The organism is Serratia sp. NCCP-200 (genome assembly GCF_059697885.1).
In genome coordinates this window covers 1-19,947 of the sequence record NZ_BAAKUJ010000003.1, presented here as the reverse complement: position 1 = coordinate 19,947, position 19,947 = coordinate 1, and the positions used below count along the sequence as shown (strand labels likewise).

17 protein-coding genes and 1 pseudogene are annotated in these 19,947 nt (G+C 53.1%); 6 read left to right on the top strand and 12 right to left on the bottom strand.

The window, feature by feature from the left end:
- Nucleotides 1-9 precede the first annotated feature (9 nt).
- A complete protein-coding gene (gene ssnA, locus AC6HVW_RS10170; protein WP_071680580.1) occupies nucleotides 10-1,338 on the bottom strand; it encodes a putative aminohydrolase SsnA in 1,329 nt (442 codons plus the stop codon).
- 2 nt (nucleotides 1,339-1,340) lie between these two features.
- Nucleotides 1,341-4,448 (bottom strand): putative selenate reductase subunit YgfK, encoded by a 3,108-nt coding sequence (ygfK, locus tag AC6HVW_RS10165; protein WP_497569379.1) that lies wholly within the window; start codon nucleotides 4,446-4,448, stop codon nucleotides 1,341-1,343.
- A 564-nt stretch (nucleotides 4,449-5,012) separates the two neighbouring features.
- Between ygfK and yqeC the strand changes: the two genes are divergently transcribed.
- The gene (gene yqeC / locus AC6HVW_RS10160; RefSeq protein WP_071680582.1) at nucleotides 5,013-5,789 is read left to right on the top strand and encodes a selenium cofactor biosynthesis protein YqeC; all 777 of its coding nucleotides are present in this window, start codon (nucleotides 5,013-5,015) and stop codon (nucleotides 5,787-5,789) included.
- A gap of 28 nt (nucleotides 5,790-5,817) precedes the next feature.
- Complete coding sequence (gene yqeB / locus AC6HVW_RS10155; RefSeq protein ID WP_071680583.1) at nucleotides 5,818-7,407, top strand: selenium-dependent molybdenum cofactor biosynthesis protein YqeB; 1,590 nt, start codon at nucleotides 5,818-5,820, stop codon at nucleotides 7,405-7,407.
- Between the two features lie 73 nt (nucleotides 7,408-7,480).
- Here yqeB and arcC read toward each other — a convergent pair whose 3' ends face one another.
- The 5 genes from arcC to ygeW all read right to left on the bottom strand — a co-directional run bounded on the left by arcC (nucleotide 7,481) and on the right by ygeW (nucleotide 14,031).
- Complete coding sequence (gene arcC, locus AC6HVW_RS10150; protein WP_071680584.1) at nucleotides 7,481-8,413, bottom strand: carbamate kinase; 933 nt, start codon at nucleotides 8,411-8,413, stop codon at nucleotides 7,481-7,483.
- Between the two features lie 26 nt (nucleotides 8,414-8,439).
- On the bottom strand, nucleotides 8,440-9,840 hold the full coding sequence (gene hydA / locus AC6HVW_RS10145; protein ID WP_071680585.1) for a dihydropyrimidinase: 1,401 nt from the start codon (nucleotides 9,838-9,840) through the stop codon (nucleotides 8,440-8,442).
- 450 nt (nucleotides 9,841-10,290) lie between these two features.
- Nucleotides 10,291-11,508, bottom strand: a complete 1,218-nt coding sequence (locus AC6HVW_RS10140; RefSeq protein ID WP_071680586.1) for a YgeY family selenium metabolism-linked hydrolase — start codon at nucleotides 11,506-11,508, stop codon at nucleotides 10,291-10,293.
- A gap of 68 nt (nucleotides 11,509-11,576) precedes the next feature.
- A complete protein-coding gene (dpaL, locus tag AC6HVW_RS10135; RefSeq protein WP_071680587.1) occupies nucleotides 11,577-12,770 on the bottom strand; it encodes a diaminopropionate ammonia-lyase in 1,194 nt (397 codons plus the stop codon).
- 73 nt (nucleotides 12,771-12,843) lie between these two features.
- The gene (gene ygeW / locus AC6HVW_RS10130; protein WP_021804807.1) at nucleotides 12,844-14,031 is read right to left on the bottom strand and encodes a knotted carbamoyltransferase YgeW; all 1,188 of its coding nucleotides are present in this window, start codon (nucleotides 14,029-14,031) and stop codon (nucleotides 12,844-12,846) included.
- A 452-nt stretch (nucleotides 14,032-14,483) separates the two neighbouring features.
- Between ygeW and AC6HVW_RS10125 the strand changes: the two genes are divergently transcribed.
- The 4 genes from AC6HVW_RS10125 (at nucleotide 14,484) to AC6HVW_RS10110 (ending at nucleotide 17,564) form a co-directional block, all read left to right on the top strand.
- Nucleotides 14,484-16,262, top strand: a complete 1,779-nt coding sequence (locus AC6HVW_RS10125) for a sigma-54 interaction domain-containing protein (RefSeq protein ID WP_175415655.1) — start codon at nucleotides 14,484-14,486, stop codon at nucleotides 16,260-16,262.
- Nucleotides 16,263-16,547: 285 nt separating this feature from the next.
- Nucleotides 16,548-16,913: a helix-turn-helix domain-containing protein gene (locus AC6HVW_RS10120; protein WP_071680588.1), complete on the top strand. Its 366-nt coding sequence runs from the start codon at nucleotides 16,548-16,550 to the stop codon at nucleotides 16,911-16,913.
- A gap of 76 nt (nucleotides 16,914-16,989) precedes the next feature.
- Nucleotides 16,990-17,214, top strand: coding sequence for a SymE family type I addiction module toxin (locus tag AC6HVW_RS10115; protein WP_071680589.1), 225 nt, complete (start codon nucleotides 16,990-16,992; stop codon nucleotides 17,212-17,214).
- Entirely contained in the window at nucleotides 17,211-17,564 is a 354-nt protein-coding gene (locus AC6HVW_RS10110; protein WP_071680590.1) for a SymE family type I addiction module toxin, read from the top strand. Before AC6HVW_RS10115 ends, AC6HVW_RS10110 begins: the two co-directional genes overlap by 4 nt.
- A gap of 73 nt (nucleotides 17,565-17,637) precedes the next feature.
- On the opposite strand, the gene AC6HVW_RS10105 is transcribed toward AC6HVW_RS10110, so the two are convergent.
- The 5 genes and pseudogenes from AC6HVW_RS10105 to AC6HVW_RS10085 form a co-directional block, all read right to left on the bottom strand.
- A complete protein-coding gene (locus AC6HVW_RS10105; RefSeq protein WP_071680591.1) occupies nucleotides 17,638-18,000 on the bottom strand; it encodes an SMI1/KNR4 family protein in 363 nt (120 codons plus the stop codon).
- A 34-nt stretch (nucleotides 18,001-18,034) separates the two neighbouring features.
- Complete coding sequence (locus tag AC6HVW_RS10100; RefSeq protein ID WP_245209425.1) at nucleotides 18,035-18,148, bottom strand: hypothetical protein; 114 nt, start codon at nucleotides 18,146-18,148, stop codon at nucleotides 18,035-18,037.
- Nucleotides 18,149-18,467: 319 nt separating this feature from the next.
- Nucleotides 18,468-18,556, bottom strand: a pseudogene (locus AC6HVW_RS10095) (RHS repeat-associated core domain-containing protein); the annotation flags it as partial.
- Between the two features lie 342 nt (nucleotides 18,557-18,898).
- A complete protein-coding gene (locus AC6HVW_RS10090; protein WP_497569378.1) occupies nucleotides 18,899-19,297 on the bottom strand; it encodes an immunity 22 family protein in 399 nt (132 codons plus the stop codon).
- Nucleotides 19,298-19,300: 3 nt separating this feature from the next.
- On the bottom strand, nucleotides 19,301-19,807 hold the full coding sequence (locus AC6HVW_RS10085; RefSeq protein WP_175415619.1) for a hypothetical protein: 507 nt from the start codon (nucleotides 19,805-19,807) through the stop codon (nucleotides 19,301-19,303).
- Nucleotides 19,808-19,947: the final 140 nt, after the last annotated feature.

Sequence of the window (19,947 nt, the reverse complement as noted above, 5' to 3'; positions counted from 1 at the left end):
GCGACCGGTTTAATTCAAGGCATCCATACGCTGCCACAGCTTGGCCGCTACCTTGCGCGCCTGGGCGTAGATCGGTTCTACATCGAACGGGAACTGGCGATCCTGATAGACCATACGGCCTTCCACCATTACGCTGTTGACGCTGCCAGCCCCCATGCCGAAGGCCAGATGTCCGCCGATATTCTGCGCCGCCAGCGGCGTGGGTGACGAGTAGTCGCAGATGGTCAGATCCGCTTTGTAACCGGCGGCCAGGCTGCCGAAGTTGGCGCCAAAGTTGCGCGCCAGCAGTTGGTTACCGTTGGCCAGGAAGCGGGCAAAGCTATCCGGCCACAGCGGCCCACCCGCATCACGGTGTTTGAAGAAGGCAAACTTCAGCTCTTCAAACATGTCTGAGCCGATGCCATCGGTGCCGAGCGCCAGGTTGCGGTACTGCGCCAACTGATGGTTATAGCCCACGTGGTTGTTCATATTGGAGCGGGCGTTGTGCACCAGGAAGGCATCCTGCTGGTTGATCAGTTCGATATCCGCTGCAGACAGATACAGACCGTGGGCGACCAACGTTTTTGACCCGATCAGGTCGTATTGCGCCAGGCGCTCGATCAGATCCTTGCCATATTTGTCGTGGCTGTGGGATACGTCATAGCTGTCCTCGGCGGCGTGGATATGCAGACCACGGCCGGTACTTTTAACCGCCGCTTGCAGCATCTCCAACCCGGCATCAGAAACCGTGAACGGTGCGTGAGCGCCAATATGCGCCTCCACCAGATAAGGCTCTTTACCGGCTTTTTTGGCGACGTCGATCAACTGAGCAAAGGCAATATTCTCCTCCACGCCAGCCCGCAGTTCGCGCTCTCCGCCGTTGCGATCGGTGGTTTCAAAACAGGTCATGCCACGCAGCCCGGTCTCGATAAAGCCTGCGCGCAGGGTTTTCAGCGAACCGGCGATAAAGTTGGGCGAGGCGTGGTGATCGATCACCGCCGTACAGCCGCTCTTGATGGCTTCCAACGAGCAGATCAAACCGCTGTAATACAGCGATTCCTCATCCAGCGCCCGATCCAACCGCCACCACAGGTTCTTCAGCGTGGAGATAAAGTCTGGGCTGGGCGCGATATTGGCCATAATCCCGCGTGATAACCCGGAGTAGAAATGGTTGTGAGCGCACACAATCCCTGGCATCACCCATTTGCCGTGCATATTGCGCACTTCCGCCTGGGGATATTTGGCCGCCAACCCTTGCCCCACCTCTTTGATCAACGCCCCTTCAATGGCGATATCGATACCGTGCTGTACGCTGGCGGGGTCGAGCTGCACGCCGGTTGCATTGGTTAATATCAGCATGACTACACCTCCACCTGGCCAAGGAGATAATGATGATGAGTGTGCACATGGCTGATAATGCGGCACATCTCCTCCAGTTCCGGCGGCACTTGCTCAAGCTGGCCGTCGCTATCGATCTGCAGTTGGTAAAGCTTGCCGTCCTGCCGTACGCTGACCTGCGCCCCATCCACCAGGAACCCTGGATTGGTGCTGTTGGCAAAGTCCTGCGGCAGGCTGTAGATCGTTACTTTGTCTTGGTATGGCTTACCCTGCCACGGGCAGAACTGGGCGCAGTTGCCGCATTCATTGCAGTAGGCATCCAGGTGCAGGGTCTGGAAACGATCCTGGAAGCCCGGTATGGCAATCGACACGTTGGCGCGGTTCGGGCAAACGTCGACGCATTTGCTGCACACGTAGTTACATTCCAGGCAGCGCTGGGCCTCCTGGGCCACGAAGGCTTCGCGCTCGGTTTTATCCACCAGCGCTACCGAAATAGCGCCTTTGCGGCGATAGATTTCCGCCGGATCGACGTTCGACCAGTATTTATCGGCGTGATGGGTTTTGACGTTTTCCCGCGCCAGCACCGTTTCAGCAGCGTTGCGGGCGCTACCGATGGCAGCAACAATGGATGACGGGCCACGCTGCACGTCGCCGATCAAGAAGACGTTCGGCCGGGTAGTTTCGCCGGTGGCGGTGTTGACCTGTGGATAGCCTGCGTCATCCAGCGGTACGCCGAGCTTATGCAGCACTTCCTCGTCAGCCTGCTCGCCAATGGCGGTGATCAAGGAATCCATCTGCAACGTCAGGGTCTGTTCGGTGGCGACCGGGCGGCGGCGCCCCTTCTCGTCCGGCTCTCCCAGCGCCATCACTCTGGCCGTCAAGGTGCCGTTGGCATCAAAGTGTTCCGGGTTGGTAAGGAACATAAACTGTACGTTGTCCTCTACCGCCTCCTGATACTCTTCACGGTAGGCTGGCATCTCATTGAGCGTGCGGCGGTACAGCACGGTGACGTCCTGCACGCCAGGCACTTTCAACGCGGCCCTGGCACAGTCCATTGCCGTGTTACCGGCACCGACCACGGCCACGTGTTTGCCCAGGTTCATCGGCTTACCGAGGTTGAAATCGCGCAGGAACGGCAAGGATTTGTGGACGTTGCGGTTATTGCCCGCCAGCTTCACGCCGCTGTTTTTATCGGTGCCGATACCGATAAACACGTAGTCAAAGCCCTGCTGTTGCAGTTTGTCGACGGTCAGATCGGGATCGCAGCCATAAACCATCTTCACGCCGTGCGCGGCCACGAAGTCGATATCGTGCTCGATAAGCTCCGCCGGGATGCGGAACTGTGGAATGATGTTTTTCACCACCCCGCCCGCATTGGCCTCGCGCTCAAATAACGTAACCTGATACCCAGCCCGTGCCAGGAAATACCCAGCGGACAGACCCGCCGGGCCAGCACCCAAAATGGCGACCGGACGTTTGCTGCCAGAGCCTGCCGGTTTATGCCAGCGGCGCTGATACTCATCCCAGCCCTTCTCCAACGCCACTTTTTTCAGTTCGCGGATGTTCAGCGCGCTGTCGTAATCAAGACGGGTGCAGTTGTACTGACACTGGTGATCGCAGATATGCCCGGTAATGGCTGGCAAGGCGTTACGCTGATAAATCAGCTCCAACGCATCGGCATAGCGCTGTTCGCCCAGCAGCCGGATATATTCCGGGATATCCTGTTTAATGGCGCAGGCGGTGACGCAAGGAGCCACATAGCAGTCAATCATTGGTAATGGGCCACCGGCGTCGATGCGATCCGTTGATTTCCAGTGTTTCTGGGTATATTCCATGCTGACGGCCTTGTCTGCCAGCGCTTGCAGCTTATCGACATCGATGCGCGTCATCTGCCAGCTATCGGAAGCGTCCAGCTCTTGCATGCACTCCGTCAGGCGTAAATAGCCACCGGGCTTGAGCAGGTCGGTGGCCATGGTGATTGGCCGGATGCCGGTGTCAAAAATCTCGCGGACGTTAAACTTGCTTGCTCCGCCGGAATAGGAAATCGGCAGCTCCCCGTTGAACTCGCGGGAGAGAACCGCCGCCACGTTGATGGAAAGCGGGAACAGCGCGCGCCCGGACATATACATCTCTTCGCCCGGCAAGGCGCCTTTATGGTTGATCGCCCCCAGGGTGTTGGTCAGTTTGACCCCGAAGCCTAAGTTCTGCTGTTTCCCCAGGGCGGTCAGGCGGTGCAACATCGCGATCGCCTGCTCCAGTTTGAGATCGTGCTCGAAAGACTCTTCTTTCAGCCCGACATAATCAAACCCGCAGCTATCCAGAATGGCACGCACACGCGGATAACCCAGCAGCGTCGGGTTTAATTTGACAAAGGTATTGAGCCGTTTTTCTGCCAACATATAGCGACAGATGGCTTCAATTTCATCTGGCGGACAACCATGCATGGTCGAAAGGGTAATACCGCTGACCAGTTGCGCTGGAATATGCTCTGGCAACTGTGCCAATGCCCCGCGTTGGGCGGATAAGGCGAACTGGCTAATAAAACCCTCGTCCTTAACCCATGCGGCAAGAATATGTTGATACTCGGCATATTTCGGATGCTGTGCAGAGTCCATCATGTTATGGATAAAGTCCTGCATCGGCGGCTGTTTAATCCCGTCGAGGTTATAACCCACGCTCATATTGAAAATGAAGGATTTACTTTCCCCCTTGGCCCGTGGATCAAGCATCTCTTCCAGCAGGTGCAGGGCAAACCAGGCTTTTAAATATTCATCATAGGCTTTGAGCAGCGTGAACTCGGTCGACCATTCGGTGTTGAAGCATTCGTCTTCGGCATCGATACAGGGCTTTTCCAGCTCCAACCGATCGAGGATCTGCACGGTTTTCAATTCGATAAAGCGCCCGCCGGTCAACCAGGAAACGATGATATTCTGCGCCAACTGAGTATGCGGGCCTGCGGCTGGGCCTAGTGGCGTTTCACAACTTTCATTGAAGACGTTAATCCGCCGATCGTCATGTTTGCGATAAAACTGCTTTTCTGGAATACCAAAAATAGACCGGCTCTCATGATATTCATCGAAAATCCGGGTTAACAGCGCCTTGAACGGAACGGGACGCATTAAATCTCCCATAGCTTTATCTCCTTGCGGCGAAATGCCTGAATGATGAGTCTGTAAAAACCTGAGGGCGGTTTTCCACAGCGGATAGGCATAACGCAGCAACAATCAGGCCAAATCTCCCTACGGGGTTGGGCAGCAGTTAAATTCGTGAGGTAGTTCTAATTGTTAATTTTATTTGTGAACGGGCTCACTATCGCAACTGAGAATAACAATCAGTGCAGGTAGTTGCTTAATCATCACGGCTACGCTAATAGAATCAATTATCAAAAAAACATCGCCAGCTATCACTTTGATACGGCCAAATAGCACTTCGGTTAAAAACGAGACCGCAATCGATAAAGTATGAATGTTTGCCAAATATCGATTACATCAAGGTTGTTTGCGATTAAATCGGCACTCTATCCTGAAAAAACTGCATATTGGTTATCGGTTAAATCACCGTTATATCTCCCTCAATTGAAGCTTCTGTACACCAAGGAAGACACCGCAATAACAGCGTGGCACGGACAGTCCCCTCTCCCTGTGGGAGAGGGTTAGGGTGAGGGGCCGCTTTCTGACTCACAAAACAGGCTATTTATGACGCCCAGCTTCAGAGAATTATTCAGTGAGGAATATCACCGCCTCGATCGGGGCCAGCCGCTGCTGATCGCCCTGATTGGCGCCGGGGGGAAAACCAGTACCCTGCACTGGCTGGCGCAGGCCTTTTATCACCAGGGCAAACGCGTGCTGTTCACTACCACCACCAAGATGTACTTGCCCAACGCTGCCGACTACCACCACCTGTTGATAGGCCAACTGCCCACCGCCAGCAGCGCCCCGGCCATTACCGCCTGCTTCAGTCATTATCAGCCGCAGGATAACAAGGTTATCGGGTTAACCCCCGAGCAAATCGACGCAATCAAACAACATGGTGCCTTCGATGTGATCCTGGCCGAGGCGGACGGCTCCCGAGGGTTACCCCTGAAAGCCGCGGCAAGGCATGAACCTTGCATCCCCTCCCGCAGTGATTGTGTTATCGCGCTAACCGGAGGCCAGGTAATCGATCGTCCCGCAGACCCACAGCAAATTCACCGTTGGGCGATTTTCTCCGCGCTGACGGGGGTCACGGCCGGTGAAATACTGGATCACCGGGTATTCGACACCCTGATCTCGCACCCTGAAGGGATGTTCAAAGGTACGCCCTCTCAGGCGCGGCGGGTCTGGCTGATCAATCAGGTTTCTCATTGTGATAATCAACTGGCAGCCAGGTGGCAAACCCTGCTGCGGCCAGAGCTGACGCTCAGCGCCATCTGGTTTGGCGCAGTGCAGGAGACCCCGGCGATCCACCACCTGATACGGCGCTTAACACGATAATATTTCTGAGGTTATTGACGAGGTCATCATGAATATCTTCGCCGAAGCTGCACGTTTAGAAGAACAAAACCGGCCCTTTGCGCTCGCCCAGATTATCGAAAGCCGTGGATCTACACCGCGCCATTCGGGACAGATGTTGGTGATGGCCGATGGTGGCTGTATTGGCACCATCGGTGGCGGCATGATCGAACGCCTGGTGATTGAACAGGCAATTGCCGCTATTACGGAGCGCAAGGCCAGGGTATTTCATGGCCGCATGGCACGCACCGGGCAGGACGCGGTAGGCTCGGACTGCGGAGGCGCGATGTCGGTGTATATCGACGTACATGGCCTGCGCCCGCGCCTGATATTGATCGGGGCCGGGCACGTCAACCGCGCCATCGCCAGCGCCGCCAAGCCGCTGGGCTTTGATATTCACGTTGCCGATATCTACCCGGCCAGCCTCGACCCGGCGCTATTTCCGGTGGGCACCACTCTGGTTCATGGCGAGACCTTCCCAGAAGCCATCGACAAGATGAATATTGATCCGGCCAACTTTGTGATTATCGCCACCAACAATCAGGATTGCGAGGCACTCAACGTGCTGATCGAGCAGCCACTGCGCTATCTGGGATTGCTGGCCAGCCGCCGCAAGGTGCAGACCTTTACCCAACAATTGCGCCAGCGCGGCGTAGATGATGAGAAGCTTGCCAAACTCCATGCCCCGGTCGGCTACAACATCGGCGCAGAAACGCCGGAAGAAATCGCCATCAGCGTGCTGGCAGAGCTGCTACAGGTGCGCAACCAATCCGCTGGCGGGCTGATGAAAAATGACATCCGCTTAACGCGCGACAAACTGGTGGTGATCCGTGGCGCAGGCGATATCGCCACCGGCGTGGCGCTGCGGCTGTATCATGCCGGTTTTCAGGTCATCATGCTGGACATTGCCCAACCGACCGCCATTCGCCGGACGGTGGCATTTGCTCAAGCAATGTTTGACGGCAAAACCTGCGTGGAGGGCGTCACCGCCTGCCTGGCCAACGACGTCAACGAAGCCTTCGACATCATCAACCGTGGCGAGATCCCGCTGCTGATTGACCCAGAGACCCGCAGCCTTGATCAGCTCAAACCCCGTTTTCTGGTGGATGCCATCCTGGCCAAGCAAAACCTGGGAACCCATCGCAATATGGCCCCGATCACCGTGGCTCTCGGCCCTGGTTTCAACGCCGGGCAGGATTGCGATGCAGTGATCGAAACCAATCGGGGCCACGCACTGGGCCGGGTGATTTATCAAGGTTACACCCATCCCAATACCGGTATTCCCGGCAATATCGCTGGCCACACCACCCGCCGGGTGATCCGTGCACCCGCCGGTGGCATTATGCAATGTCGCGTCGCTTTGGGGGATTTGGTGCAGGAGGGGGATGTGGTGGCCCACTGCGGCGAGGTGCCGGTGATTGCGCCGCTTTCCGGTATGGTGCGCGGTTTGCTGCATGATGGGCTGGAGGTCAAAATCGGCACTAAAATCGGTGATATCGATCCGCGCGGTACGCTGGCAGATTACACCACGGTGTCAGATAAGGCGCGGGCCGTCGCCGGGGCGGTGCTTGAAGCCATGATGAAACTTGGGCGCAGATAGAGACTGCTGACTCACAAGGGGCGCGAATGAGCGCAGCATCCAGCGCCCCTATAAGTGAGCCTGGCGTCTGTGATTAATGGCTAATCACCGTGCCGGTTTTGCCTTCAATGCCCTGCTGAGCCTTGCTCAATACCGTGATCAACGCCTGACGCCCTGGCTTGGATTCGGCAAACGCCACCGCCGCTTCTACCTTCGGCAGCATTGAGCCTTTGGCAAAGTGCCCTTCTTCGATAAAGCGCTGGGCATCGGCAATGCTCAACTGCTCCAGCCATTGCTCATTCGGTTTGCCAAAGTTGATCGCCACCTTTTCTACCGCAGTGAGGATGATCAGCATATCGGCATCGATCATCTCTGCCAGTTTGGCACTGGCCCAGTCTTTGTCGATCACCGCGCTGGCTCCCCGCAGATGGTTACCTTCGCGGATCACCGGAATACCCCCGCCCCCCACGGTGATCACCACCTGCCCGGCCTCCATCATGGCCCGTACCGTTTCTTTCTCGACGATGTCGATCGGCTTGGGCGAGGCAACGACCCGGCGGTATCCACGGCCCGCATCCTCTACCATGTTGTAACCGTTCTTGATCAGTTGGCTGGCTTCGGCCTTGGTAAAGAACGAGCCAATCGGCTTGGTGGGATTGAGAAACGCCGGATCGCTGCCGTTGACGATCACCTGAGTGATCAGCGTAGCTACCGGTTTGTCGATATTGCGATCGAGCAACTCTTCACGCAGAGCGTTTTGCAGGTCGTAACCTATATATCCCTGGCTCAACGCGACGCACACCGACATCGGCAGCATCGGCGTATGGGCTTCACTTTTTGCCGCCGCCTCAAACGCCAGGTTGATCATGCCCACCTGCGGGCCATTGCCGTGGGTCACCACCACCTGGTGGCCGTGCTCGATTAAATCGACAATCGCCCGCGCGGTGGTTTTGACCGCCTGCATCTGTTCCGCCAGGCCCTCACCCAATGCGTTACCGCCCAATGCCAGCACTATTTTCTTGTTCATGTTGATCCTTGTTGTTTAGTGAGGTGTTACCCCATTTTTGCCGCGATCTGGGCATTGAAAGGCCGACGACGCAAGAACTGCCCGTACCCTTGCCGCCCGGTAAATTCGCCATTACGCGCCACGACCTCGCCCCGGCACATCGTCAGCACCGGCACACCCTGGCACTGAAAACCTTCATAAGGGGAATAATCCGCCTTGTCATGAAGCCGAGCATGGCTGATAGCCGTGGATTGGCGCGGATCAAAGATCACCACGTCGGCATCTGCACCGGGGTTAAGATTGCCTTTACGCGGCCACAGGCCGAACAACCGCGCCGGGTTGCTGCTGGTGAGCGCCACAAAGCGTGAAGGGGAAATCCGCCCGCTCATCACCCCGTGAGAAAACAGCAGCATCATGCGATTCTCGACCCCAGGCAGGCCGTTCGGGCAGCGGGTAAAGTCCCCTGCCGCCATTGCCTGCCGTTGGTGGTAAGGGAATGTGCAGTGATCGGTAGCGACGGTATCGATCGAACCGTCGGCAATGCCTACCCATAGACGGTCCAACTCCCGTTGGTCTCGCAGCGGCGGGCTGAGGATGTATTTCGCCCCATCTTCACGCAGGTAACATTGTTCGTTGAGCAGCAGATACTGCGGGCAGGTTTCTACCCACACCGGTTGGCGCTGTTGGCGTGCCAGACGTAAATAATCCAGCCCCAGCCCATTGGATAAATGGACGATGTACAGCGGCGCGTTGTCTGCCAGATGGGCCAGATTGATCATCCGGCCAATTGCTTCAGCCTCACATTCCAACGGGCGGCTTAATGCGTGATGGATCGGCGCTGTTTTACCGGCGGCCACCAGAGCAGCACGGCGCAGAGCAATCGCGGCATCGTTTTCTGGGTGGACGGTAGTCAATGCCCCAACCTGCCGCAACTGCCCCAAGGCTCGCAGCACGTCGGTATCATTGATCTTGTAGAGATAGGTCAGATACAGCTTAAAGCTGCTGATCCCTTCGTCATGCACCATGCTGGCCATCTCTTCGAGAATGCCGTCGTCAATATGCTGGATCACGCCGTGAAAGCCGTAATCGATCGCCGCATTGCCGGCCGCATACTGGTGGTAGACGTTGAGCTGATGATGTAGATTGCAGCCCGCCGGACCAAATCCCATATGATCGATAATGGTGGTGGTACCGCCGCAGGCCGCCGCGCGGGTGCCACTGAAAAAATCGTCGCAGCTGCGGGCGATGCCGACATCGATATTGAAATGGGTATGGACATCAATGCCGCCGGGCATGACATAACAGCCGGAAGCATCGATAACTTCACAATGGCTATCGGCTTCGATCGCCGTGTCGCGCTGGCAGATCACCCCGTTTTCAATCAACAAATCCTGAGGATACTGCCCGTCGCTATCAACCAGAATGCCGTTCTTAATCAACTGCTTCATTGCTGGCACTCCATAAAAAAATCCGGCGGAGGGTGCCGGGTATATTGCTGTGTGATGCTTGTTGGATGCTGGATAGGCCCCTCACCCTAACCCTCTCCCACAGGGAGAGGGAACCGATCGAGCCACTACTTGTTACAGCACTCCGCTTTAAATCAAATAGTTACAGATTAACTCCTGGATCCGACAACATCACCGTGCCAGCTCCCTCTCCATGTAGGGACCGCTGATTTCTATGTGTAATACCTTTCTTCTTGCACCCCACTTTCCGAAGCAGTACGGGCCAGCCGCACGCTCCGGACAGCTCCCTCTCCCTGTGGGGACCGATCGAGTTCGCTGATTTCTATGTGTAATACCTTTCCTCTAGCCCCCACTTTCCGAAGCAGTACGGACCAACCACACGCTCCGGACAGCTCCCTCTCCCTGTGGGAGAGGGTTGGGGTGAGGGGACGCTTATTTCTGCAACTCTTCCAGATAAGCCAAAGGCACCGCAGCATACATAGCCGCGCAGGTCACCAGATGGTCTTTCCAGGTTTTCTCGTTCGGCGCGTGGGCTTCAGGCTCTTTGCCCGGGCCAAAACCGATCACCGGAATACCGTGGCGCCCCATGATGGAAACCCCGTTGGTTGAGAAGGTCCACTTATCCACCACCGGCTGTTTCTTGAACAGGCCCTGATAGGCTTTGCTCAGGGTTTTCACCGTGATGTGATCTTCTTCGACCTTCCAGGTTGGGAAGTAGCATTCGGTTGGGTACACCAGACCGGTGTAGGACGGACGGCTATAGTCATACATCGACACGACTGCCTTGGCGGCCTGTACCGCTGGCAACGCCCGGATCTCGTCTAACGCCCCCTCCCAGGTTTCGCCCCAGGTGAGGCGGCGGTCGATGGATACCGCACAGCTGTCTGCTACCGCGCAGCGGCTAGGTGAGGTAAAGAAAATCTCTGAAACGGTGAGTGTGCCTTTGCCCAGGAAATCGTCATTGCCCAAGTTGCCGGACAGCTGTTGCAATTCGTTGAGGATTGGGCCCATTTTGAAAATGGCGTTGTCACCACGCTCCGGTGCCGAGCCGTGGCAGCTGATGCCTTGCACATCCACGCGGATTTCCATACGACCACGCTGGCCGCGGTAGATCTGACAGTCGGTCGGTTCGGTGCTGATCACAAACTCTGGGCGGATGTTGGATTGCTCAATAATGTACTGCCAGCACAGGCCATCGCAGTCTTCTTCCTGCACGGTGCCGGTCACCAGCAACGTATACTGATCTTCCAGCCCCAGATCCTTGATGATTTTGCCCGCGTAAACCATGGAAGCCATGCCGCCTTCCTGATCCGATGCGCCACGGCCACCGATGATCTCGCCGTTTTCCATGCCCTGGTAAGGGTCAAAGGTCCAGTTCTTGATGTTGCCGATGCCGACGGTATCGATATGCGCATCCATCGCGATCAGGTGTGGACCGTGGCCGATATAGCCCAGGATGTTGCCCATCGGGTCAATCTCAACCTTGTCGAATCCGACCTTCTCCATCTCTTTCTTGATACACAGCACCACCAGCTTTTCGTCACAGCTTTCGCTAGGGATGGCGATCATGTCCCGCAGGAAGCGCGTCATCTCATCTTTGTATTGGTAGGCTTTCTCTAACACCAATTCGAAAGGAATTTGCTTTGCCATTGTGTTCTTTCTCCAATTTTTTATTACCCCTCGCTGCTGCGAGAGGTTGAGTAATCTGACGGCGGTGGTTAAACCGGAAGCTTCCCTTCCCACACCACTTCGCGATAGTGCTTCACGTCGGTATCGCCTTCGGAGCTGATTAACAGCACTACCGACTGGCTATCCAGACCGAGTTTTTGCATCAGCTGCGCACGTTGCGGGCTGTGATGTACCGCAGCCAACACGCCCAACCCGACGGCACCAGACTCGCCGGAGATAATGCGCGGATCGTTACCCAACGGATTACCCAACACCCGCATCCCTAACGCCGCCACGCTGTCCTGGCAGGAAATAAATTGCGTGGCGCAGTTACGCAGCAACGGCCAGCCCAAGGGGTTAGGTTCACCACAGGCCAGACCGGCCATGATGGTGGCCATATCGCCGCCCACGTTGACGATTTCCCCTTTTACCCCGGAGCGATAAACGCAGTCGGCCAGCTCGGGTTCGACAATCACCGAATGCAGCTTATCCGCGCCAAACACGTCTACCAGATAACCCAGCACGCCTGCGGCCATCGCGCCGACACCGGCCTGTAACAGCACATGGGTTGGCCGCTCGATCTGCATCTGCCGCATCTGTTCGGCCGCTTCGTCTGCCAGCGTGGCGTAACCCTGCATGATCCAGGTTGGGATCTTGGTGTAGCCTTCCCAGGCGGTGTCCTGTACCACTTGCCAGCCGCGTTCCTGGGCCGTTTTCATGGTCAGGCGCACGGTATCGTCGTAGTTCATATCGGTGACGATGCACTCGGCACCCAGGTTGAGAATGTGATCTACCCTCTCCTGCGCCGAGCCTTTAGGCATATACACCACCGCATGCTGGCCTAGCTGTTGCGCCGCCCAGGCAACCCCCCTGCCATGGTTGCCGTCGGTGGTGGTGGCGAAGGTCATCTTCTCGGTCGCCGTGGCTTTAAACTTTTCGAAAGAAAACGCATTGATATCAATCTGGTACTTTTCACACAGCAGCTGGGCAATGGCGTAAGCACCACCGAGCATCTTGAAGGCGTTTAAACCAAAGCGTTTGGATTCGTCTTTGACCAGGATTTTCCGCACGCCAAACAGCTGCGCGAGATCGTCCAACGCGCATAAAGGCGTTGGCTGATAACCCACGATCTTTTTATGAAACTCGCGCGCTTTCTGCGCTTGCGCCTTAGAGAACAGAGGGGAGGTTTCGCCGTTAAAATAACGGTTATCCTCTATCGCCACTTTCAATGAAAAAACCGACATAACCGCTACCTCTTCTGGTCGCATTAACTTTCACCGCGCAGGGACACCGCCCGGTATCCCTGACCAGGTAAATTTATTTAATGCGTTTTTCTGCTTCTTTCAGTAATTGATCCAACACCAGACCCGGGTTGGAGAATTTGCGCGCCATGATCATCGCCGCGATGATATAAGGCTTCCAGCTGGCTTCCTTATAGGTGGCAATACGGTACTTCTCGAATACGCTGGCACAGACTTCCCCTTCACTGCAGGAGACGTCGGTGATGTCCGCTGGCAGACAGTGCATATAGAGCGCTTCGCCGCCTTTGGTCAGCTTCATCATCTCTTCGGTGCAGTGCCAGTTTTTGTAGTAGGCGTTTTGCGCCAGGCACTGTTGCTCCAGCGCCTTGAGGCCCGCGTGATCGTTGGCACGCAACAGATCTGTACGCTGCTCCATGACCTTGTACGGCGCCCAGGATTTCGGATAAACGATGTCCGCGCCCTGGAAGGCTTCGGCCATCGAGGTCACCTGTTGGAAGCTACCACCGGAAGCAGCGGCGTTGTTCTTCGCTACTTCGATCACGTCCGGGATCAGGTCGTAACCTTCCGGATGAGCCAGCGTCACCTTCATGCCAAAGCGGGTCATCAGGCCAATGATGCCCTGCGGCACCGACAGCGGCTTGCCATAGCTGGGTGAATAGGCCCAGGTCATGGCGATCTTCTTGCCTTTCAGGTTTTCCAGGCTGCCGAAGTGCTCCTGCAACCAGGCCAGATCCGCCATGGCCTGGGTGGGGTGATCGATATCGCACTGCAAGTTGACCAGTGCCGGGCGCTGTGGCAGCACGCCCTTCTCAAATCCTTCATCCAACGCAGCCCCCACCTCACGCATGTAGGCGTTGCCTGCCCCCAGATACATGTCGTCACGGATACCGATGGCGTCCGCGCAGAAGGAGATCATATTGGCTGTTTCACGCACCGTTTCCCCGTGGGCGATCTGCGATTTCCCTTCATCCAGATCTTGCTGCGCCAACCCCAGCAGGTTGAGCGCCGAGGCATAAGAAAAACGGGTACGCGTGGAGTTATCACGGAAGATGGAGATGCCTAAGCCACTGTTGAAAATCTTGGTGGCAATGTTTTCTGAGCGCATGGTTTTCAGCGATTCCGCCAGCTTGAGCACCAGTTCCAGCTCGTCACGGCTCTGTTCCCACGTCAGTAAAAAGTCCTTTTGATGTAAATTGGACTTTAACGCGCTTATTTCCTTAATTAACTGGTTAACTGTTCTCATCTTTGCCCCTAAATAGAGAGTGTGGTGGTGATCCGTTAAAACAAGTGCCTAACCTTGGAATAACCAATACGCTTTTTCAGCGTCTGGCTACAGGACAATCAATAAGCGTGCCAACAAGGGGAAAGTTAAGCTGCGTAACATAAAACTGCGGAGTATTATGATGGCGATCACATAAAATGGGGCTTTCGGGGCAGTTAAAGTGAATTTTACAGTCAGGGTGTTGCTGGCAAGGGATAATTCCCTGCAGCGTAAATCTGCCATTTATAATTATCAGCCTTTCTCGCAAACCAAAATGATAGCAATTAGCGCGCAGTATCATTTTGATAATAAAATGTGATGCTAACAGCAGAATCTCTATTCTCTGTGGGATTAGCTTGATGACTATCAAATTATATCTGGCCGTAGTGTATTATCGTTTCTTTTTCAATGACGATAACGGGAGACGCGTGATGATAGCACCGGCCACTGCCCAGTCGGCTCTTATGCAGATCCAACCGACAATTTTGCGCTTTACCAAGATGCTCTCCAGCGTGTTGCTGCTGGAGGTAGAGATTGTCGATGCCAACCTGGTACGCGTGGCAGGCACTGGCCCGTATGGCAAACAATTTGGCATCAAGCTCGGCAGCAACTCCTGGTTGTTGAAATATGTGCTTGATACCAAAAACGAAAAAATAGTCACCCACTCCCGTTACGACCCGGTGTGCGAAGGCTGCACCAGCAAAGATGAGTGCCAGGAAAAGGCCTTTCTCGGCATTCCTATCCTGTTTCAGGATGCCTGCATCGGCGTGATCAGCCTGGTGGCCTTCACCCTCGAACAGCAGCAAAGGTTGCGGGATAACCTGCAAGAGTTCTCGGGCTATGTGCGCAATATTTCCAACGTTTTCGTTTCCAACTTATTGGAGACGCAAGGCGGCAGCGGTGGTTTAAATAAAGTGCTTTTCAGCCTGATTGAAAATATGGATCAGGGGGTGTTAATACTCAATGAAAAGAGCCAGGTGAAGTTCGCCAATATGATGGCCTTAAAACAGCTCAATATGCCGCAGGAAAATATTATCGGCAAAACCTTTACTATTCGCGCCCTCACCTTCCAGCAAAATTACACCAGTGGACATCTGCAACATATTCTCTCCTTCGACGATAACCAGGAGATTATGATTGGCCAGTTGCATCAGGTTCAGGATCATCAATTATTTTTAATGGCCTTCCATCAATCCCATTCCTCATTTAACGAAACGCTGACCCTGCAAGACCCGCGCATTGAGCAGTTGGCAGGGGAAAGCAAACCGATGCGTCTGCTGAAGAGCTTAATCACCCGTATTGCCCCCAGCCCCTCCAGCGTATTGGTGGTTGGCGAAAGCGGCACCGGCAAAGAGGTGGTGGCGCGGGCGATCCACCGGCTGAGCAACCGCAGCGATAAACCCTTTATCGCCATTAACTGCGCCGCCATTCCGGATCAGCTGTTGGAGAGTGAACTGTTTGGTTACCTGAAGGGGGCATTTACCGGCGCTTCGGCCAATGGCAAGGTGGGGCTGATCCAGGCGGCCAATCAGGGGACGTTATTCCTGGATGAGATCGGTGATATGCCGCTAATGTTGCAGGCCAAGTTGCTGCGCACGGTGGAATCCCGTGAGGTGTTGCCGATCGGCTCCAGCAAGCCGATCCCGGTCGATATCCGCATTATCTCCGCGACCAACCAGAACCTGGAACAGTACATTGCCGAAGGCAAGTTCCGTGAAGACCTCTATTACCGCCTGAACGTTATCCCCATCACCCTGCCACCGCTGCGTGAGCGCGAAGGCGATATCGAACTGCTGGTGCACTACTTCCTCAGTTTGCACACCAAGCGGATCGGCATTATCTACCCCGGCATCTCGGCAGAGGTACTCGAGCTACTGCGCCGACACCGCTGGCCAGGCAACGTGCGCGAACTGAGTAATTTGATGGAGTATCTGGTTAACGTGGTGCCGAGCGGTGAGATCATCGATACCTATCTGCTGCCGCCCAATCTGACCCGTGGGCAACATCTGGAGGCTCGCGCCAGCGTATCTACATATAAAGCCACAGAGAGTTGCGAAAACCACGATATGGCGGGGCTGGAGAGTATGGAGAAACTGATGATTGAGGAGGCACTGAGCCAACATGCGAACAAGAAGGTGGTGGCAGAGAAGCTGGGGATTGGTATCGCGACGCTGTATCGCAAGATAAAGAAGTATGAGCTGTCTTCTCATTGAGGGGGGAGATTAATTGTGTGCCGGGCTGGCGCGTTTAGCTGGCTAGCCCTAGGACGTTCCGGTAGCCTGCTTGTGTTCTGCTATCAATATCTCTTTTCAAGGCGTATTAGCGCTCTTATCTCAATCTGCGAAATGCATCGCATTATTTTTGCTTCAAAGAACCTCAATTTACATATGAAAACAACTGGACCCAATAAAACCACATATTGTAGTATTTACATCATATCGTAGTAAAATGTTCGGTATGTTATGGTTGTCTTGTGACATTCAGGAACCAAGACGACTATGGCGATCAGTAGCGAAGAACGTGATTTTTTCATTGCGTTGGGAAAACGCATTACCAGACTGCGCAAAGAACGCACCATTACTCAGACCGAATTGGCTGAGCAGTTGGGCGTTTCTCAACAGACAGTGCAAGCATGGGAGGCTGGCCGCCGTCGCATCAAGGTGTCTTCACTCCCTGCCGTAGCAAACATTTTTTCGGTTTCACTAGAGGAATTGTTTGGAGCAACGGCGGAGTCTTCCCTCCACGAGAGGGTCCCGACTCCCAAGTGGCAGCAGCAGATAGAAGCGATTGCTAATTTGCCGCAGGAAAAACAGCAGATAATTTCAGAGATGTTAAGTGCCATGATTGCACAGGCGCGTAACTAACTGATAAGTAACGCGGCGATAACGGGTTGCAGCCCACTATCGCCGCTCACCACAAGCAACTAAGCAGGAGTTGATTATGGCTAAGCACGATTCTAAGTCAGGTATCCCCGCAAATAAAGCCCCCAAAACAACACGCCACTACACCGTAGGCTATACGCCCAACCGGGGCATCAAGAAGCCCGCGCCACAGCTACTTATCAAGGGCTATTGGCTGGAGGAACTGGGATTTTTAACTGGTCAGCAGGTCACAGTAAATATTGAACAGGGAAGATTGATTATTCAAGCGGAGGGGAATGTATGAACGGGACGCATATTCTACAGGCAACCACTGGCGGATTTATTCCTGAGCTGATTATCGATGGTGAGGATATTATCAAGGCGGGGTTTTTGGAGGGTGCTGCATTTAAAATAGAACCGTATCAGGATGGATTGTTAATAACTTTGATCTCTAATGAGGGAGAGATTGAGCGGTTATTATTGGACGTGGACGCTCCCCCATATATTGGCGTGGACTGGATACGGGATAACGGTGAACTGTATCTGGCGGGGGACTGGCTGACGCAGTGCGGTCTGACCGGGCAACCACTGGTGATCAGCGTGATACCCGGCCAGTTGGTGATTCAGGTACAGCAGGGTAATATATTGGCGTAGTAACAGATAAAAATAGCCGGGAAGATCTAGGGGAGATCATCCCGGCCCAACTATAGATATATCTATATAAAAATCATGCTCGTAAATCATATAGATCTTTTGCTTCCTCATCCATATCTAGACTACCAAGAGCACCAAGATCTAAACTATAAATTTTATCACTATTATCTTTTGAGCAAATAAAATATCCAAGATCACCATCTTGTCCTATTAAAAAATAGTCCGCCCCAACCTCTTGTATTGTATACATTTCATTTCTCTCAATGACATCTAGATAATTAAATATATAAACAGAGCCTCCTTGCTTATTTTCTATCTCATAGACTTCTTTATCTTGAACTTCCTCAGATAAAAATTTCTTATACGCATTTGGTAATTTAACACCTTGACTCAACTCGATGCGTTCTAACTCTTCTAAAATTTTATCTTTATCCATATACAACCACCTTTATTATTAAAATGACAATGCATTAAATATCAAAGAACGGATTGAATTTGTTACTTTCCCTGAGTCCATCAAAATATTTATAGGCATCATTAAGGGCTCGTATTGCTTGTTTTACCGGAACTCCAGCTTTTAACATTTCGCTATAACTAGTATTGAACTCCTGCTTCAACGTTGTATCCTAACCACCAGGTAAAGCACGTCAAACTCATTGAGCCGCACTAATTTTAGCGTGAGGGCTACCAGATGCTGATTTCAATAATGTTGCTGGTGCAGAGTCTCGGTGAAATACACTATTTTTTTCTTGGTCCATGCATCCTGAATAGGGTGGTGACCTTGGACAAAACCATCAGTTTTGCTATTCGCATGTCCCGAAGCACGATTTACTCCTGGAGATAAATTACCATGGGGATCTACATCACCGGCTCTATAACCATTCGGTGCATTACATGTACTCAACCCAGCGGATCGATCCATCCCAGCGGGTTATGCACGTAACTATAAGGGTTCAGCCCCCCGCCAGCCCTATCGGGTCTGGCGTCAGGTATCAACCCACTGGTTGATCGTACCTACATTTAACCAAAGGCTTTGCATCGTAGTCCGTATGCTACCGCCCTATTTTGATGATTTTATCTGCACAAAATTATTGCAAATAAAATAGTAATGTAAATACAGACTAATTGGGAAGCAGGGACACAATCGATATCAGCGTAACACTAGATATTCGGAGCTACGAGTTGGATTTAGCTGGGAGTGGCCTTACCGGACAACCGCTGTCGACCAGCGTGATGCCTGGTAAGGTGATGATTCGAGTTGAGCCAGCAATACTGATGAAATAAAAGGCAACGGTGATAGAGAAGCTCCAATACGGAGCTTCCATAAATAAAACCTAAATGATACCCCCCTTAGACCATGCATCTGGCAAATAGTATTGGAAGGTACCTATAAATTTTAACCCTGAAAAATCTTTTTTATCATCAGGGAAATCAAATTCCTCATTTAATATCGATATATAAGAGTTAACCTTCACTAATCCTATTTCATTACATTTAGCAATTAAGGCATCCTCATATGACTCACTAAATGGTATCTCAACAATCAAATCCATTAAGTCCACCACACCCTCTGAAACGTATACAGAGAATGTATCCACATCATATGTTTGTCCGATGTCTTTGCAAAAATCACATGCCTCACCATAGCTATCTTGATCTATATATTCATCAAAATTTTCATCAGCTATACCAATCCATATACTTACTGGATAACTTTTTCTATTGTTTTCCATAAATCATCCCTTTCCACATTTGAATGCCCTAACAAATTCCGCACCATTTTTCACATATTGATTTGCAAATGACTTGATTGTTTTTATTGCTTCAGATTTTGATGTGACTTGACTTAACCTCTCAGAGAGAATTGTATGTGCGATAGAGCTTGCACGACCTGATTGGCCAAGTGGCAATTTAGCTCCCGTAGAATGTGGCCCTTCTAAATAAGCACCTATATTTCTAGGGTCTGGCACATTTTGGAACCAAACACTCGAACGTGGCGTTGATAGTTCAATAAGTTCATTATAAGTAAACCCTAATGACTTGGCTTTTTCAGCCATCGAAACAGGGAACCACTCATGAGCCCCGCCACCATTACGTAACGCATCCGTTACACCAGTCTTTATGGCTTTATTAGCCATTGCCTCTTTTACATCTTGAACACTAGCAGAGTCAAACCATTCACCGAAACTAATGCTACTTTGATTCCAAGGATAATCAGCCGCCGCTAATCCCAAAGGATCCATAGAATCCAACGGATTATGAACATATGAGTAAGGAGTTTCGCCCCCCGCCAGCCCTATCGGGTCATAGGAACGATCCCGACGTCATCGTACTTTTTGGCACGCTACCGCCCGCACCGTTACTGGCTTCCCGGCTAGAACCT